At 48.1% G+C, this 13,886-nt stretch carries 17 protein-coding genes; 7 read left to right on the plus strand and 10 right to left on the minus strand.

Annotation, left to right across the window (positions count from 1 at the left end; translation table 11 throughout):
- Positions 1 to 8 precede the first annotated feature (8 nt).
- A complete protein-coding gene (locus LSE01S_RS08535; protein ID WP_061777215.1) occupies positions 9 to 851 on the plus strand; it encodes a fructosamine kinase family protein in 843 nt (280 codons plus the stop codon).
- 91 nt (positions 852 to 942) lie between these two features.
- On the opposite strand, the gene LSE01S_RS08540 is transcribed toward LSE01S_RS08535, so the two are convergent.
- The 7 genes from LSE01S_RS08540 to LSE01S_RS08570 all read right to left on the minus strand — a co-directional run bounded on the left by LSE01S_RS08540 (position 943) and on the right by LSE01S_RS08570 (position 6,902).
- Positions 943 to 1,584 (minus strand): HAD-IA family hydrolase, encoded by a 642-nt coding sequence (locus LSE01S_RS08540; protein ID WP_061777216.1) that lies wholly within the window; start codon positions 1,582 to 1,584, stop codon positions 943 to 945.
- A 65-nt stretch (positions 1,585 to 1,649) separates the two neighbouring features.
- Positions 1,650 to 2,096: a D-aminoacyl-tRNA deacylase gene (dtd, locus tag LSE01S_RS08545; protein ID WP_061777217.1), complete on the minus strand. Its 447-nt coding sequence runs from the start codon at positions 2,094 to 2,096 to the stop codon at positions 1,650 to 1,652.
- A 15-nt stretch (positions 2,097 to 2,111) separates the two neighbouring features.
- Positions 2,112 to 4,349: a RelA/SpoT family protein gene (locus LSE01S_RS08550; protein ID WP_061777218.1), complete on the minus strand. Its 2,238-nt coding sequence runs from the start codon at positions 4,347 to 4,349 to the stop codon at positions 2,112 to 2,114.
- A 24-nt stretch (positions 4,350 to 4,373) separates the two neighbouring features.
- Positions 4,374 to 4,709: a hypothetical protein gene (locus LSE01S_RS08555; RefSeq protein WP_061777219.1), complete on the minus strand. Its 336-nt coding sequence runs from the start codon at positions 4,707 to 4,709 to the stop codon at positions 4,374 to 4,376.
- A gap of 66 nt (positions 4,710 to 4,775) precedes the next feature.
- Positions 4,776 to 5,528, minus strand: coding sequence for a 16S rRNA (uracil(1498)-N(3))-methyltransferase (locus tag LSE01S_RS08560; RefSeq protein ID WP_061777220.1), 753 nt, complete (start codon positions 5,526 to 5,528; stop codon positions 4,776 to 4,778).
- Between the two features lie 2 nt (positions 5,529 to 5,530).
- The gene (gene prmA, locus LSE01S_RS08565; protein ID WP_061777221.1) at positions 5,531 to 6,481 is read right to left on the minus strand and encodes a 50S ribosomal protein L11 methyltransferase; all 951 of its coding nucleotides are present in this window, start codon (positions 6,479 to 6,481) and stop codon (positions 5,531 to 5,533) included.
- A gap of 103 nt (positions 6,482 to 6,584) precedes the next feature.
- Complete coding sequence (locus LSE01S_RS08570; RefSeq protein ID WP_082622325.1) at positions 6,585 to 6,902, minus strand: hypothetical protein; 318 nt, start codon at positions 6,900 to 6,902, stop codon at positions 6,585 to 6,587.
- A gap of 359 nt (positions 6,903 to 7,261) precedes the next feature.
- On the opposite strand from LSE01S_RS08570, the gene mscL reads away from it, so the two are divergent.
- Together mscL and LSE01S_RS08580 are read left to right on the plus strand one after the other, a co-directional pair.
- Positions 7,262 to 7,642 (plus strand): large-conductance mechanosensitive channel protein MscL, encoded by a 381-nt coding sequence (gene mscL / locus LSE01S_RS08575; RefSeq protein WP_061777223.1) that lies wholly within the window; start codon positions 7,262 to 7,264, stop codon positions 7,640 to 7,642.
- 197 nt (positions 7,643 to 7,839) lie between these two features.
- Positions 7,840 to 8,094, plus strand: coding sequence for a hypothetical protein (locus LSE01S_RS08580; protein WP_061777224.1), 255 nt, complete (start codon positions 7,840 to 7,842; stop codon positions 8,092 to 8,094).
- A gap of 74 nt (positions 8,095 to 8,168) precedes the next feature.
- Here the strand turns inward: LSE01S_RS08580 and LSE01S_RS08585 are convergent, their stop codons facing one another.
- The 3 genes from LSE01S_RS08585 to LSE01S_RS08595 are packed head-to-tail and all read right to left on the minus strand — an operon-like array spanning position 8,169 to position 10,076.
- Positions 8,169 to 9,137, minus strand: a complete 969-nt coding sequence (locus LSE01S_RS08585; protein WP_061777225.1) for a DUF4097 family beta strand repeat-containing protein — start codon at positions 9,135 to 9,137, stop codon at positions 8,169 to 8,171.
- Positions 9,134 to 9,766, minus strand: coding sequence for a DUF1700 domain-containing protein (locus LSE01S_RS08590; RefSeq protein WP_061777226.1), 633 nt, complete (start codon positions 9,764 to 9,766; stop codon positions 9,134 to 9,136). Before LSE01S_RS08590 ends, LSE01S_RS08585 begins: the two co-directional genes overlap by 4 nt.
- Positions 9,759 to 10,076, minus strand: coding sequence for a PadR family transcriptional regulator (locus LSE01S_RS08595; protein ID WP_061777227.1), 318 nt, complete (start codon positions 10,074 to 10,076; stop codon positions 9,759 to 9,761). Before LSE01S_RS08595 ends, LSE01S_RS08590 begins: the two co-directional genes overlap by 8 nt.
- A 258-nt stretch (positions 10,077 to 10,334) precedes the next feature.
- On the opposite strand from LSE01S_RS08595, the gene LSE01S_RS08600 reads away from it, so the two are divergent.
- The 4 genes from LSE01S_RS08600 (at position 10,335) to LSE01S_RS08615 (ending at position 13,692) form a co-directional block, all read left to right on the plus strand.
- Complete coding sequence (locus LSE01S_RS08600; protein WP_061777228.1) at positions 10,335 to 10,697, plus strand: hypothetical protein; 363 nt, start codon at positions 10,335 to 10,337, stop codon at positions 10,695 to 10,697.
- 187 nt (positions 10,698 to 10,884) lie between these two features.
- The gene (locus LSE01S_RS08605; RefSeq protein ID WP_061777229.1) at positions 10,885 to 11,484 is read left to right on the plus strand and encodes a hypothetical protein; all 600 of its coding nucleotides are present in this window, start codon (positions 10,885 to 10,887) and stop codon (positions 11,482 to 11,484) included.
- A gap of 696 nt (positions 11,485 to 12,180) precedes the next feature.
- Positions 12,181 to 12,552 carry a hypothetical protein gene (locus tag LSE01S_RS08610; protein WP_061777230.1) on the plus strand — a complete coding sequence of 124 codons (372 nt, stop codon included), beginning with the start codon at positions 12,181 to 12,183 and terminating at the stop codon, positions 12,550 to 12,552.
- A gap of 453 nt (positions 12,553 to 13,005) precedes the next feature.
- On the plus strand, positions 13,006 to 13,692 hold the full coding sequence (locus tag LSE01S_RS08615; RefSeq protein WP_156470505.1) for a hypothetical protein: 687 nt from the start codon (positions 13,006 to 13,008) through the stop codon (positions 13,690 to 13,692).
- The last annotated feature ends 194 nt before the right edge of the window (positions 13,693 to 13,886 follow it).

Genomic DNA, 13,886 nt, shown 5'->3' on the forward strand with positions numbered 1-13,886 from the left:
ACTTAGGAATGCCATTAACTTCGACATGGTTGGAACAATTACCCCTTCCCCATATTCAATCGGCGACCCCCGTTGCCGGTGGCGATATTAATCAGGCTTTTTCGCTGCGAACCAGCGAAGGTCCTTACTTTCTCTTGGTTCAACCCCAAACCCCGGCTAGCTTCTATACGCATGAGGTGGCGGGGCTGAAAGCCTTGTCACCGGCCGCCAATGTTCCTGATGTGATCAGCACTGGCGCAATTGAGGGAGATGCCTACTTACTCTTGGAGGAACTCTCGATTGGTACCGGTAGCCAGTATGCACTGGGCCAAATGGTCGCCCACGTTCACCAATTAACCGCATCACGATTTGGCTTTGACGGTGACCAGTTGACAGGAAAACTCCCAAAGAACAATCACTGGCAAGCCGACTGGACGACCTTTTACCTTGAGCAACGACTCGATCCCCTAGTGCAACGGGCCACGAAACATGGCCTTTGGTCACCCAGTCGTGAGACGGCCTATCAGCGGACTCGAACGGTCATTGCGCATATGAATGACGGCCGCACGGTCGAACCTTCCCTCTTACATGGCGACTTGTGGGCGGGCAACGTTCTCTTCACCACCGACGGCACGCCCACCCTCATCGATCCCGATGTCTTTTACGGCGACCGCGAAATGGATTTGGCCATGACCACCATCTTCGGCGGTTTCGACCGGAATTTCTATCGCGGGTATGAAGCTGTCTGGCCACTAGCACCCGGTCACACTGACCGATTGCCAGAGTATCAGCTATATTACCTGTTGGCGCATCTCAATCTGTTCGGAGAACTTTACGGCAGCGCGGTTGATCGACTTTTGGCACTCGCTTAGCTTATCAATGACTGTGTCGTCACTGCACTCTCTGCTCTGTCAATCACAAAAGCGCCTGGGACTTTTCTCCCAGGCGCTTTTCTTGTCTCCGCTATTCGGCCAACCAAGCCTGTAACTCCGGTAATTGAGTGACCCGAACCACTGGTTGGGAGTCAAGATTGATCCGATGGTCGGGGTCAAAAAGGATCCCAGCCATACCAGCGCGCTGTGCGGCCTGAATATCCAGGTTTCGGTCGCCAATCATGACCGCATGCTTGCGATCAACCTGATACGCTTGGCACAGACTCAATAGACTGGTTGGATCGGGTTTGCGAGGAAGGTCATCATCCTTGGTCACCGCACCACTAAAAGTCGACCAGACATTGAGCGCCGTTAACCGATCAATGGCCGCATGATCACGATGGGTTAAAAGAAAATTACGGCCGCCCCGATCGGTAACCCACGTCAGAATTTCCGCTAAGCCCTTAAAGGCCGGCGCGATTGAAAATTCGGTGGGCATTTTCAAATCATACAGCCGCTTAACCCGGTGCTGATCGAGTTGATACTCGGCACAAAACTGCTGCAGCGCCGTGCCGAAGCTATGCTGCCGCATGGCCTGCATGATGGCCCCTTGATCAATTTCAAAATCGTTTACGCCACTGGCAACTAGAGCCGCGGCGAAGGCCCGTACCATCCCCGGATAGGTGTCGACCAGCGTGCCATCAAAATCCCAGAAGTAGTCTGTGTAACGCATCTAAATTCCTCCAATTTCTCACAAAAGGGAGTCGAAACCCTTGGCCTCGACTCCCTCATTTTAGATTAACGGTCGTCAGTATCATACCAGATGGTCACAGGGCCATCGTTAACCAACTCAACCTGCATATCGGCACCGAACACCCCGGTGGCAACGGTTAACCCCGTCGCCGCCATTTTCTGATTAAATTCATCGTAAATGGCCTCGGCATGTTCCGGATTTCCGGCCGCAACGAAGCTCGGTCGGTTACCCTTCTTGGTGCTGGCGTACAGAGTAAATTGTGACACGGATAGGATCTCGCCGCCAACGTCTTGAATACTGAGATTCATCTTCCCAGCGTCATCGTCAAAGACGCGTAGCCGGCTAATCTTGTGGACCAGGTAGTCAACCTCGTCACTGGTATCACTATCTTCGGCCCCCACGAGCAGGCAATAGCCCTGCTGAATAGCTCCCTGCACGTGGTCATCAATTTTAACTTGTGCGTGACTGACTCGTTGTAATAAAACCCGCATTGTTCTAAATCCTCTCTAGTGAAATGCCCGCTTGACGACGTAGACGTCGGGAACATTCTTGATGTTATCCAGAATTCGTTGAAGCTCCACCAGGTTTCGAATCCCAATGCTGATGGAAATCGTGACCATCTTGTTGTGATCGACCTTACCATTGATGGAGGTCAGGTACTTCGTGCTATTATTGATCGTCCGTAAGACATCGTTTAGTAAACCGTTCCGGTTGTACCCTTGGACTTCTAAATCGGCGTTGTAGTTCGTTCGATCACCAGCCACGTCACCCCAGCGAACCGCGACGATCCGCTCGCCATTCTTCTCGGCGTTCTTCACATTCGGACAGCCATCACGATGAACGGAAACCCCACGACCCTTGGTAATGTACCCAACGATCTTATCGCCAGGAACGGGAGAGCAACAGTGACTCAAACGAATCAGTAGATTGTCGACGCCCTCGATGACCACGGTGTCAGCATCCTTCTTCTTACGCTTTTTCGCCCAGCGCTCGCTGTCGGGTTCCGTCTTCAACGTTTGATGTTCCTCAAGCAGCTCGCGTTCTTCTTGGCGCCGGCGTTCATCTTCGGCCGCCTGCCGAACGTCATCGGTCAGCCGGTTCACCACTCCTTGCGGCTGGACATCGCCAAAGCCCACCGCCGCCAGTAAGTCATCGGCGTGTTGATAATGCATCTTAGCCAGAACCTTATCCATGTTGTCCTTAGCCAGGAGGACCTTCGGGTCATATCCGGATTCCCGTAGCAACCGAGCAATCATTTCCTGTCCCTGGGTGATATTTTGTTCTCGATCATTCAGCCGGAAGAATTGCTTAATCTTGTTTCGGGCCCGCCGCGTTGAGACCAATTTTAACCAGTCTCGACTAGGTCCAGCGGAGCTAGTCGACGTGCGAATATCCACGATATCCCCATTCTTAATTTCATAGTTTAAGGGGACAATCTTACCGTTAATGGTGGCGCCCGTCGTATGGTGACCAACTTCAGTATGGATGGCATAGGCCATGTCCAACGGACCAGCTCCCTTAGGCAATTCCAAGACATCCCCCTTAGGGGTGAAGGCATACACATGGTCACCAAACAGTTCACCCTTAACACTATCCATGAAGTCGGACGCGTCATCAGTGTCTTCTTGTAGCTCAATGATGTGCTTGAAGATATTGAGTTTGTCACCACTATTGGTCTCTTGGACCTTGTCCTTGACACCTTCCTTGTAGGCCCAGTGCGCTGCAACCCCGTATTCAGCCACCGCATGCATTTCCTTCGTCCGGATTTGAACCTCCAGTGGCCGGCCTTCCGGACCAATTACCGTGGTATGCAGCGATTGGTACATGTTGGCCTTAGGCATCGCAATGTAGTCTTTGAACCGACCAGGCATCGGCTTCCACTGTGAGTGAATGGCACCTAAGACGGCGTAACAGTCCTTAATGGTATCGACAATCACCCGGATTGCCAGAAGGTCATAGATTTGACTGAATTGTTTATGTTGATCCTTCATCTTACGGTAAACGGAATAAATATGCTTAGGCCGACCGTAAATCTCCGGTTGAAGCTTCAGGTCCTTAATCGCCGACTCAATGTCCTTGATGGCCGAGGCAATATATTCCTCACGCTGATCTCGCCGCGAGTTCATCAGGTGGACAATCCGATAGTATTGCTGGGGATTAAGGTACCGCAAGGAAACGTCTTCCAGTTCCCACTTGATAGTACTAATCCCTAACCGGTCAGCCAATGGCGCATAAATTTCTAGCGTTTCATTGGCGATACGCCGCTGTTTGTCCGGCCGTAAGTGTTGTAACGTCCGCATATTATGCAGGCGATCGGCCAGTTTAACAATCATGACCCGGATATCCTTGGACATCGCGAGTAAGAGCTTGCGGTGATTTTCCGCCAATTGCTCACGGTTTGACTTGTACTTGATCTTGCCAAGCTTCGTGACCCCATCAACAATAAGGGCCACATCATCCCCGAAGAGTTCCCGAACATCACTCAACGTAACCCCGGTGTCCTCAACCACATCGTGTAAGAACCCAGCCGAAACGGTTTCGGGATCCATATTTAAGTCCGCCAAGATACCGGCAACTTGAATGGGATGCATGATGTAAGGTTCCCCAGATTGGCGAAATTGGTCCTTGTGGGCTACCGTCGCAAAATGACAGGCTTTAACCACCATCTTAACGTGTTCCGCATTCATATACTTACCGACTCTGGCAATTACTTCTTCTGCCGTCCAGACACGTTCTTTGGTCATATTGGACGCCACCACCCTTAGTTTTTAAGATTTAACTTCCTTGCGAGTCTGCGTTAAGCCATACGCTAAATAGGAAACGCAGAGGTAAACAATGGCAAAGTATCGCGTATACCGTGGGAGAAACCATAGCGCCCCCAATAGATAAATAATAGGCCAAATCAGTAACCACCAGCCTGGTTGTGTCCGTCGATAAATTGCCCGGCCTATCGCAATGGCTAAGCAACCATTAATGATCACGAGCAATCCGCCGAAACGCCAGACCGGACTGATACCAACTAGTGTTGCCAATCCTGGCAACGCAATCCCCATAATGATACCAATGACCCAATAGCGCCAACCGATCTTCTCTAAGAACGCCATCTCATTCACCCATCTCTCTTGATAATTGCAACTATTTTAGCATGTTTTCGGTGAGATTTCATTAAGTTATCTTGGTTGCTGGAGTTCCAAGACCATGGACACCGCCGCCAAAAGATACAACGGTGCCGTTTCTGTCCGCAGGATCCGCGGCCCTAAGCCCACTAAAGCGGCTCCGGCCTGTTGGGCCATCTGAATCTCCTTGGGGCTAATTCCGCCTTCTGGGCCAAAAATAGTTAATAAACTATCCCCAGGCCGAAGGTGGGTCAGCTGCTGATTCAGGGCACTTTGTTCCCCCTGCTTGGCCGACTCCTCGTACGCCACCAGGGTGGTCGTCACTGGCGTCTGCAAGACTGCAGCCAAGTTATCAGCATAGCTAACTGTGGGCCGAATCAACCGGTGGGCTTGTTCGGCCGCCCCAGCGGCAATCTTATTCAGGCGGGTGAGCTTCTTCGCCACCTTGTTGCCCTGCCATTTAGCCACGGACCAGTCGCCGCTAAAGAAAATAATATGCTGTACCCCTAGTTCCGTCGCTTTTTGGGTAATCCACTCGGCCTTTTCCTGTTTCGGCAGGCCACAGGCAATCGTCACGGACACCGGCAACTCAACCGCCGGCGTTGACACGGCCGTCAAAGTCACCGTGGCCGCGTCGTCCGTGACCCGAGTCAGTTCGCCATGGAACAGGTGGGCGGTACTATCAACGAACTCCGCTTGATCGCCTACTTCTGCCCGTAAGACCCGCACCCAGTGACGATACGTCGTGGCGTCCAAGTTTAATTGCTGACCAGTCGTCACCGGTTCGTCGAGAAAATATCGTTGCATACCTATTCATCCTCCGTTGGCTTGTGAGCAATAACGCCCCGCCAATCCTTCATTTGTAAAATGTTATCAATGATGAAGCCTTGCTTTTCCTGGGCTTCAACCACACTGGTTAATTTGTCGGCGATGATGCCGGAAGTAAGGAAGTAACCTCCCGGGGTTAAGTTCTCCCAGGCCTGGGGAACCAGTGGCAAGATGATTTCGGCCAAGATGTTGGCCACCACTAAATCAACGGGTTGATGAATCCCATTCAACAGGTTGTTGGGCTTGGCTACAACGTCCTTGGCAACTGGATTTAGGTCCAAGTTGGTCTTCGCGGAACGCACCGCAACCTCATCGAGATCAAACGCCGTGATCTTATCAACGCCCATTAACTTCGCCGCAATGCTCAAGACGCCGGAACCGGTTCCAACATCATACATAGACTCACCACCACGAACGACCATCTCTAAGGCCGTCATAGATAGCCGGGTCGTTGGATGAGTCCCCGTTCCAAACGCCATTCCCGGGTCCAACCGAATGACATTTTCACCAGACTGAACGGGCGCATAGTCTTCCCAACTTGGGGTCACCGTCAAATAACGGGTAACCCGGACGGGATGATAATATTTTTGCCAGGCGGTTGCCCAGCTCTCGTCATCGACCGCCTGAGTGGTCACCGTGCCCGGCGTGGCATCCAAACCAAACTTCTCCAGGTCCGACACCCGTTGCCGAATCGTCGGTAAAATTTCGGGTACAAAAACTGTTTCAGGATAGTACGCGGTAATTTCGGCGCCCTCCGTTCGGTGCGGAATGGTAGCCAAATCCACAATCTCCCCGTATTTACCAGGCTTTAAATTGGCAAAGTCGGCCGCGTCATCGATCTTGACCCCGCTGGCCCCAGCCTCCTGTAAGATATTACTGACGGCTTCGACCGCTTCATTCGTCGTTAAGACGCTCACTTCTGTCCACTGCATGCCGTGTATCCTCCTTAAAATTCAAATAAAAAGAGCCAGAGACAACCACTCATTGTCCCCAGCTCACCGCTAAACATTAACTATAAATGACGCTCATCATGGCCTAAGCCTTCTCGGCACCGGATGGATGATCATCGTTTTGCTGTTCCCGCTGGGCAAGACGTGTCTCAAGATAATCCAACATATCCGCCTCATTTTGGAACACGCGGGGGTGCTTTTGTTTATGCAGTCGCAAATCAATCTCGTTAATTCGCTGACGTCCCGTCCACGTGTGACCGTAACGAATGATTACCCGGTTATTGAGCGAATCTTGACCGAACTTGAAAACGTACACGCTCTCTGGCGCCATCAACGGCCGGATATACGACTTTTCGTAACGATAGTTATGTTGCCGTAAAAACTCTTTGGTTCGACTCAGCATGGTAATCACCTCCTATATATGACAATCTACTCGGTTTGCAAAAGAAACTAGCCGCGTCGGTTGTCCAACTACGTCAAAAAAGTATCAATAATTGATAATAGTTGATCTGACAACGGATTGCAAGCAAAACGTTTGGCGATCCGGCCAAAAATGCTAAGATTGATGGAATCTTTCACTGTTTTGCTCATATTTTTGAAACCACTTACATTATACCGCAAGCTGCATTCTTATAAAACAGGAAAATTGTTTTTGGCACCGATGAATGGCGACTCATCAACTCAATTCGAGTCTTTCTATTGCAATTTAGCCCTAGATCGTAAAAAATAGAAGATAATCAATTCAACCAGGAGGCCAACACATTGCTAAAAGAATTTAAGGATTTCATTGCCCGCGGAAACGTCATGGACCTAGCTGTTGGGGTCATTGTCGGGGCCGCCTTCACCGCCATCGTCAATTCACTGGTCAACAACCTGATTAATCCGCTCATCGGCCTATTCGTTGGGAGTATCGACTTCTCCAATTTAGTCTTGACCGTTGGGAGTGCGCACTTCAAGTACGGTGCCTTCATTAACTCTGTCATTAACTTTCTCATCATCGCCTTCGTGGTCTTCCTACTAATCAAACTGATTAATAAGGTTGTGGCCAAACCCGCTGAGGAAGCCCCGGAGGTCGCGGAGCCTAGTGCTGAAGAGCGTTATCTAAAAGAAATTGTCGCACTGCTGAAGAACAAGCAAGACTAAGAAATCCCGGCCGGACGATCGTCCGGCTTTGTTGTTCTATAAGTTTTTTAATTAAATATCATAAATATAGTTGCGTGTTGTTTTTCACAACTAAGTCCGACATGAATTGGTTAGTCATCCCTAATATGCTCTCATGCAACCAATTCATCCGGATCTTCGCGGCACACCTATTATTTCTTCTGGGAGGAATCAGTATTATGAAGAAAACATTACCAAAGATTGCCATGCTTTTCTTAGTCTCACTCACTTTAGGTGGCACCGTGGAGCCGTTAGCAACGCCTACAACCGTTGCCCAAGCCAAGACTAAACACGTCTGGATTGCGGTAAACCATGGGAAAAAGTACCATTTTTCCAAGCGTTGTCGGGGCCTAAACCATGCTGGTAAGCTCAAGCATGTCAAACTATCTTGGGATAAGCACCATCACTACAAACGCTGCGGTTTTGAAAAATAATTTCTTCGCTCTATGTCTACATATACTAAGAGCTCTGTTGGTCGATGACCGACAGAGCTTTTTTTAAAGGTTATTTACCAGAGACTGACGGTGATATCACCGTCAGCAGAGGTTAACTGATACTGCGACGGCGCATGCGGATGCAACCGATACCCACTCTGCTGTGAATGACCCGCCACCGAAATGTCGCCCATATCGGTATCATTCAGGCGGGTTTCAATTCCCGCTCGGCGATCGACGTGGGCCGTAATGTCACCATCACCGGTATAAGCCTTCAAGGTTTTAGTCACTCGGTTATTTTGCAGATGGAGATCACCATCCCCGGACGAGACAGTACCACCGCCCAATTTATTTTCCGTCAGCCGGATATCCCCGTCCTGCGAGCTAATCCGATTGTCATTGGCTGGCATTTGCGTGTTCATGAGCGTGACATCCCCATCTTTCGCAGTCAAACTTAAGTGTTGGGCCTGCGACCGATTGAGCTGCACATCCCCATTTTCGGTTTGAATTGTGAGACGACCGGCAACCTTGGTGTTGGTTAACCGAACATCGGTTACACTATTCAGCTTCATTGTCATCGCCTGAATCCCACGCAGCGATATCTGACGACGACTCTTTTCAACCGTCACATCATCTAATTGGGTTCCACGCGGTACAGTGACCAAGACCTGGTCGGACGAGTCACTGACACTTCGAAAACCGATGAAAAAATGAGACAGCCGATCGGTCGGCTGGCCACCAGTAATCACTAATGTCCCGTCAGAAACCGTTGCTTTTACAGCATTCTTACGATGATTGGTCATCGTCGTCACGGTCACCCGATTTGCGTCACCCTCCTGGATGGTTACGCGCGACTTCGTCTTCACCATAATTTTATGATAGCGTTCGGGATTCATTGACGTCTGGTGCGGCTCAATCACCTGAAAGTCACGATGATCGCGGGACCAGACGACGCTTTTGTCGCCATGATTTATCCAGCCGATTCCGGCCAACACCAATCCCAGCCCCAAGCAAATTAACGCTATTTTCGTTGTTTTTTTCATAAAGTCCGCCCCCGTTCCGCCCGATTACGTGGCATAAATCGATGATAAATTTTCTTGGCGAACCAGGATAACCCCCAGATTAGCCAGCGACCGACCCATTTAATCAGCAGCCAAACTAACCAGCTGGTGCCGAGGATCGTTAATCCCATCCCAAGGTAAAAGATCCCGGTCCAAGGGGCAGCCAACAACGTGGCGATACCCGCAAACAGGGTTATAACTCCGGCCACTATCAGGCTCAAGTAGGTTGCACCCGCGGCCACTATCAGGCCAAAAGTAACACAGCCAAAGGCCAATAATAAGAGCAAGATGATTAGTAGAATTGGAATGGTAACCGGGGTCGACAACAAGGCCAGGATAATCAACCAGACCATCCGAACATTAGTTTTAGCCTGTTTGTCCTTGGTCCGTGAATCACCTTCAGCAGTTACCTGGTCACTTAACTTAATGGAATAGTCCGCCAAAACCTTGCGCGCCAATGAGCGCGGCACCCCCAGCTCACTCACCGCGTCATCGTAAGTCTGGATACCGGCATCCATTAAATACTCTTGATAGTAATTAACGACGTCGGCCCGTTCATCCGCGGTTAGTCGCCCCAATAGTTGAGTCACGGCTTGAATATAATCAGTCATCAATTTTCCCTCCTAATAAGGTTGTGATTGCACCGCTAAAGTCCTGCCATTCTGTCTGGATCTTGTACAGCCGATCACAGCCACTACTGGTTAGTCTGTAGTAACGACGGTTACGCCCTTGAAATGGTTCATCGTAGGTCTCTAACCACCCATTCTTTTTGAGCCGCCGCAACACCGGATACAGTGTGGACTCTGAGATTGGAATGAACCGCTGCACCTCCTGGGTTAAGGCATATCCGTAATAGTCCTTCGTCGTCAACAAGCCTAAAACACTGCCATCCAACAATTCGGTTGGTACCTGAATCGCCATGTGCTCACCTCCAATCATACTATACGTCGTATAATATTAATCAGTTAATAATATACCTGGCGGCTTGACCCTTGTCAACTGCGATTAACTTACTGGGCTGATGATGCTTAGGTAAGATGGTCCAAACCTTTTTATCAACGCCCCTTACTATTCCTAATGAAAATGCTATACTGTGAACAGACGCAATTTCATTAGCAAGTGCCGATTTCAAAATAGATTTTCGTATTTTATCTTGCGTAAAAAGAGGTCGATAAGACGATGAAAGAGGAACGGATTACTTATACTAAGACTGACTGGCAACAAGCCCAGAACGCGGTTTTCAATGAGTATGACCGGTTAGTGAAAGAAATGCATGACGAAGGTGTTGACTATACCATCTTGCAAGCCCGGCGGATTGTGATTTACCAAGACTTGCTAGAGGAATGGAAACACAACGTTCCCACCCTAATGGTTGACCTGGAAGACAATGATCAGGCCCGGAGCGTCTTCACCGACCTAGATGAGGATGGCAGTAGCCACCTTCTGAGTCGTTGTGCGAAGCAAATGGAAAACTGGCCCGACTACATCCCTTCACCGTTAACCATTTGGTTAGAGCTCGCTGAGGATGCCGAAGAAGACTAATTAACTAATTTGACGACTCGCCAATCGCGGGTCGTTTTTATTTTCCTTAGAAAATATTACAAGTTACAACAATTTATGCGGTATGGTTACAAACCCTATTTACTAACGGTCCACAAAATAGTAAGCTAATTCTATGAACGCTGACCGCGAGATGATTAGCGCTGTAATGCATGAAGGAGCGATTCTGATGAATTTACATAAAGGTCTCACCTTAGCGGCCGTCACCCTCTCGGCCAGCCTATTCTTAGTCATTCCCAAACCAGCCACCGTGAAGGCCAGCTCATATTGGAACACGGAACATTGGGTGACCATCCGCAAGACAATTACCGTCAGTAAAATCAAGCCCGGTCACCCCACCTACAAGGGTGGCAAGGTTCTTGCTACCTACAAGATCCTACCAGGTACCCATTATAAGTTGGGCCATCCGGGCAGTGACTATGCCTGGACACTGAATTCTGGGAAGTATAAGTCCTCGTCTAAGGGGGTCTATTCGGTCACAAAACATGGCGCAAATTGGTATCAAAAAGGAAAAAAGCCCCTCTATAAGACGTTCCATGGCTATCGGATTGAAGCCTACAAGGGCATGAAGAAGTTCAATACGACATACTCCAAGAAGACCCATAGCACCGCCTCCTACCTCAAGCCAACGCAAAAGAAACGGGTCATCTTCAAATACGGCAGTCACGTCATTCCCACTAAACACGAATGGGACGTCGTATCATCTAAGAAGATTACCGCCTACAAATACTCGCATAAGCAATGGCACAACCTGGGAACTAAGGATTAATTGGCGCACTAAGTCAAGTTGCCACAGTGCCTAAGGACACCATGATTGTTAGTTACAATCATAGTGCCCTTTTGTTTGGTGCCCCACTCACATCGACTATAGCCGATTTCCCAAGATTGTCAGGCTGATATCAATATTTGCTAATTGCTGCTAAGTCACTTTGTGCTTATACTGAACAGTGATAGTTGTCGCCAGGTTCGCTAAGTCTTAAAAAATCAATTTAATGAAATCAGCAGATAATCTGATGGATCTGGCTATCGCGAATCCGGTCGATTTAAAAAAATAACTCATGTGTTGGGACCAACAGTATAAATACCCTTATTTAATGATGTCCCTGGTAACTGCTTAAAATTTCTTCTGACGAAGGATGATCACGAAAAAATGGTTCTGACGACTGACCTAACTTTTTCAGGAAGGCATCGTCACCGATAGCCATACTGCCCAACATCGATTGGCCCACGGTCCATCTCACTCGTACGGGACGAATCAGGAATATCTCGTTGCCAACGAAATCTGTCAGTTTAAGCGACTATTGGGTTTACCCAAACCGAGTTTGGGGTAAAAAAGAAGCAATTGCTAGTGCTGTAAACGTGCCACATGTCAACCAATATACCTAGCCAAGAATTAGTCCAAACCTGACGACTTTAAAAGCTGTCTAACGTTCCATGGGAGGAAAACATGCAAAAGAAATAATTATTGACGATCACTCTGACCGCCATTTCAGCAGTTAGTTTATTCGTTTCAACAACCAACACGGCTTCAGCATCCAGTACCACCCCCAAGAGTATGCGTGGGTATTATATCGGCGGCCATCACTTATTATGGCTGACAAAACACAGTCTTCGTGAAGGTGCCCCTCAGGCCGACGTTTACTTTTACCACATCAAAAGTGTTTCCAAAAAGGGGCACACCTATCGCTTTCACACTAAATTCACCCTTGGCGGTTCAACCTATCCGACGCTTAAACTTAAAAAAGTTGGCTACCACAAGATCCGTCTAGTCGGCATGGCAACGGTGCACAAGGTTAGCAAGGCCCACTATTACCGGTATGCTAATGGTGGCTACTAAAGTAAAACTTGACTCAATTCACCACTAATTTGTCAGTAACAACCAAGACCCCCCTTGAGTACGGTTAGCACCTACTCACGGGCGGCCTTTTTTTGTTCAAACTTATAAAAACTATCAGTCGAACATTTTCAAGATAGACTCTTAAGCAAATGGGATCTAGGCCTACTGATGCTAACTGTAGCTAATCGGTTAAAAAAACACACCTATTATAAATAAAGATATGCATATTACCATATTTTTGATACACTATGAAAGCGTCTTTTTTAGTCCAAGGCAAGGAATAGTTACCTCCTCATCTATCTATAGCGTACCGTCTAATTTGCATGGCAATCTTTCAACGAATATATTATTCATTCTCGCAGACGTTATGAAACATAGATTCGTTGAGGTGTTTACTAAATATCTGCTAAAAACTATAAATCAGACGCCCGGCTAACAGGTCGGATTGGCTAAGTGTTAGCCGAAAATAATAGTTTCATTAATTTAGGAGGAGCAATTTTGTTCATAAGAATTATCGGATGGGTCATCATTATACTTGGGGCAATCTATATTATTGGGTCTCTGGGAGAAAATAAAGAAGGTACTGGAGAACGCACTAAACCAAAGGAATTCGTGATCGCTGGGTTAATCATTCTCCTGGTCGGGATGCCAATGGCCTTTCACCATTCAAAACCAAAGGTCGCCGAACAACATCATGTCACTAAAGCTGAAAGAGCTTCATCATCAGCAAAAAAAGTTTCTTCATCAAAAGCAAGTTCTAAGCGTAAAGAATCCCAGAAGGAAAAATCCGAGGTTAAAAAAGTCAAGGAAAAGAATGAACGGGAAAACCTGGCCAACTATAAAGCCGCACTTAAAACGGTTCCTACCAAGACCAAAGGCACGATTACTAGCGCTTATGTCGACAAAGATAGTGGCGTAACAATGGTCACCTTGTCAGACGATGCACTCGCCTTATCAAGCAATGAATTAAAAACCGTCGTGAAGTCCGCCTGGAATGCCATCGGTAATTTACGTAGCAATTACACCCCCTTCTCCAGTGATAATGGGTCAACCGAAATGTATATTACGATTGAAGACAGCGCGGGCAATAAGCTGGCACATACTTCCCTCTTGGGGTCATTTAAGTACGATGGCGAATAATTTTTATATTTTATAAATTCAACTTTTTACCATAGCAAGAATTCGCATTCATCATCTCAATTATGAGAAATTAAAACGCACGACATATTTGACGGCTCCGCCGCCAGGGTGTCGTGCGTTTTATTTACCCATCATAAAAAGTGATATTATAAAACTGATACATAAACTAATAATTCTGGGGAGGATTTTATAAT

Origin of the sequence: Levilactobacillus senmaizukei DSM 21775 = NBRC 103853, from assembly GCF_001592085.1 — a bacterium.
Lineage (GTDB): Bacteria > Bacillota > Bacilli > Lactobacillales > Lactobacillaceae > Levilactobacillus > Levilactobacillus senmaizukei.

Coding starts and splice junctions, on each gene's coding strand:
- LSE01S_RS08535 (WP_061777215.1), top strand. CDS start 9: ATGCCATTAACTTCGACATGGTTGGAACAATTACCCCTTCCCCATATT.
- LSE01S_RS08540 (WP_061777216.1), bottom strand. CDS start 1,584: ATGCGTTACACAGACTACTTCTGGGATTTTGATGGCACGCTGGTCGAC.
- dtd (WP_061777217.1), bottom strand. CDS start 2,096: ATGCGGGTTTTATTACAACGAGTCAGTCACGCACAAGTTAAAATTGAT.
- LSE01S_RS08550 (WP_061777218.1), bottom strand. CDS start 4,349: ATGACCAAAGAACGTGTCTGGACGGCAGAAGAAGTAATTGCCAGAGTC.
- LSE01S_RS08555 (WP_061777219.1), bottom strand. CDS start 4,709: ATGGCGTTCTTAGAGAAGATCGGTTGGCGCTATTGGGTCATTGGTATC.
- LSE01S_RS08560 (WP_061777220.1), bottom strand. CDS start 5,528: ATGCAACGATATTTTCTCGACGAACCGGTGACGACTGGTCAGCAATTA.
- prmA (WP_061777221.1), bottom strand. CDS start 6,481: ATGCAGTGGACAGAAGTGAGCGTCTTAACGACGAATGAAGCGGTCGAA.
- LSE01S_RS08570 (WP_082622325.1), bottom strand. CDS start 6,902: ATGCTGAGTCGAACCAAAGAGTTTTTACGGCAACATAACTATCGTTAC.
- LSE01S_RS08580 (WP_061777224.1), top strand. CDS start 7,840: ATGAAGAAAACATTACCAAAGATTGCCATGCTTTTCTTAGTCTCACTC.
- LSE01S_RS08585 (WP_061777225.1), bottom strand. CDS start 9,137: ATGAAAAAAACAACGAAAATAGCGTTAATTTGCTTGGGGCTGGGATTG.
- LSE01S_RS08590 (WP_061777226.1), bottom strand. CDS start 9,766: ATGACTGATTATATTCAAGCCGTGACTCAACTATTGGGGCGACTAACC.
- LSE01S_RS08595 (WP_061777227.1), bottom strand. CDS start 10,076: ATGGCGATTCAGGTACCAACCGAATTGTTGGATGGCAGTGTTTTAGGC.
- LSE01S_RS08600 (WP_061777228.1), top strand. CDS start 10,335: ATGAAAGAGGAACGGATTACTTATACTAAGACTGACTGGCAACAAGCC.
- LSE01S_RS08605 (WP_061777229.1), top strand. CDS start 10,885: ATGAATTTACATAAAGGTCTCACCTTAGCGGCCGTCACCCTCTCGGCC.